Here is a 1,963-nt window from a genome sequence, read left to right on the forward strand (position 1 = left end):
ATTTCCCTCAACCTCGTAACAAAGGAGATGGAAATGTCGACAACCTCAGCAGTCCAACAAACCGAGAAGACGGCAGTCCAAGGCGATCTGTACATCAGCTTCGAGCTAGGCGACAAATCGTGGAAGTTGACCGCCAGTGATGGTCGCCCAAGCTCAAGCCGGTACAACCTGGAAGCCGGCGACACTGACGCCGTTGTGCGCTGCGTCGCCAAGGCCAGGGCGCGATGCAAACTCGGGTTGGAGAGCGCGGTGCACTCGTGCTATGAAGCGGGGCGCGACGGCTGGTGGCTGCATCGATGGCTGATCAAGCAGGGTGTGGACAACATCGTGGTCGACTCCTCCAGTATCGAAGTGAACCGTCATGCCAAGCAGGCGAAGACTGACCGACTTGATGGCGACAAGCTGTTGGCAATGCTGCTTCGCCATCATCGTGGGGATCGCGTGTGGTCGGTGGTGCGCGAGCCCACACCTCAGGACGAGGACGCGCGACGCACGCACCGAGAACTTGCCCGGCTGACGCAGGAGCGCGTCTCTCACACGAACCGCATCGGCTCGCTGCTGGTTCTGCACACCTGCGTCCGCGAATCATCATCGGCGGACGCGACTGGGCTCGCTGGTGGGAACGCCATTGCGAGCAGGTGCCACCTGGCTTGCGCGCTGAAATCGAGCGCGAGAACGCTCGGCTGGCGCTGGTCAAACAGCAGGTGAAACTGATGGAGGCCGAACGGCGTCAGCAACTTGCCGATGGCGAGCAACCACTGGTTGCGCAACTGGCCCGGCTACGCGCAATCGGTCCCATGGGGGCCTGGGTATTGGTGAAGGAGGTGTTCGGCTGGCGACGGTTTGCCAATCGGCGTGAGTTGGCTGGCTGCCTTGGGCTGGCACCCACGCCGTATGCCAGCGGCAACAGCCAAATCGAGCAGGGCATCAGCAAGGCCGGCAACAAACGCGCGCGCACCTTGCTTGTCGAACTCTCATGGTCCTGGCTGCGCTGGCAGCCCGAAAGCGCCCTGACGCAATGGTTCAACCGACGCTTTGCTGGCGGGGGCAAGCGCATGCGTCGCGTTGGCATCGTCGCCCTCGCTCGGCGGCTGGCGATTGCGTTGTGGCGCTATCTGCAGAACGGTGAGATTCCGTTGGGGGCCTCGCTCAAGCCCGCGATTTCTTGAAGGCCTGCGCCGACGTGTCATAACGCCAGGCTAGTATCGCATCATGATCAAAGGTCGACGCGCCCGTGAGCTCGGCGGGTCACTGCACCAAAGTGACCGTCCCATTAGATGGGGCGCGCCGGTAACTGGGGGTTTGCCAGTGCGCTTCGCGCGCATGCAGCATGAGGTGCAAGGGTGTTCGCATCCTGGCACGGATAGAAGTTCGTCCGAGCATTGGCTCGAACACTTGTCATACCCCGACCACGGATCAGGATGCGACACCGGCGGCGCACGCGCCCGTCTTCAAGCAATCTAACCAGGTGCCAATCATGAAAAGCTCTTCATCAAGTCATTGACCAAGCCTTGACAGACGAGTCCTCATAGAAGCCGAGCTCGCCGAGAAGGGAGCCGACATCGACGTGCTGCGCCAGATGGTGCAGTTCATGGTCCAACGCCTGATGGAGCTCGATGTCGAAGGCCGCTGCGGCGCCGCCTATGATGAGAAGAATCCTGAACGTCTGAACAGCCGCAACGGCTACCGCGAGCGCACCTGGGACACCCGGGCTGGCAGCGTCGAATTGAAGATCCCCAAGCTGCGCCAGGGCAGCTACTTCCCCGAGTTCCTGGAGCCCCGGCGCACCGCCGAGAAGGCCCTCACCGCCGTCATTCAGGAGGCCTACGTACAGGGCATCTCGACCCGCTCCGTGGACAACCTGGTCAAGTCGCTGGGCATGAGCGGCGTCTCCAAGAGCCAGGTCAGCCGCCTGTGTGGCGAGCTTGATGAGCGCGTCAATGCGTTCCTTGGACGCCAGATC

The 1,963-nt window shown here is 62.1% G+C and carries 1 protein-coding gene and 1 pseudogene; both read left to right on the forward strand.

What is annotated here, in order from left to right; genetic code table 11:
- Positions 1 to 33: 33 nt before the first annotated feature.
- Positions 34 to 1,169 (forward strand): annotated as a pseudogene (locus WKW82_RS40840) (IS110 family RNA-guided transposase).
- 359 nt (positions 1,170 to 1,528) lie between these two features.
- On the forward strand, positions 1,529 to 1,963 hold a 435-nt coding region (locus tag WKW82_RS40435; RefSeq protein WP_340348834.1), incomplete at its 3' end, for a transposase.

This window comes from Variovorax rhizosphaerae, from assembly GCF_037889975.1.
GTDB lineage: Bacteria > Pseudomonadota > Gammaproteobacteria > Burkholderiales > Burkholderiaceae_C > Variovorax > Variovorax rhizosphaerae.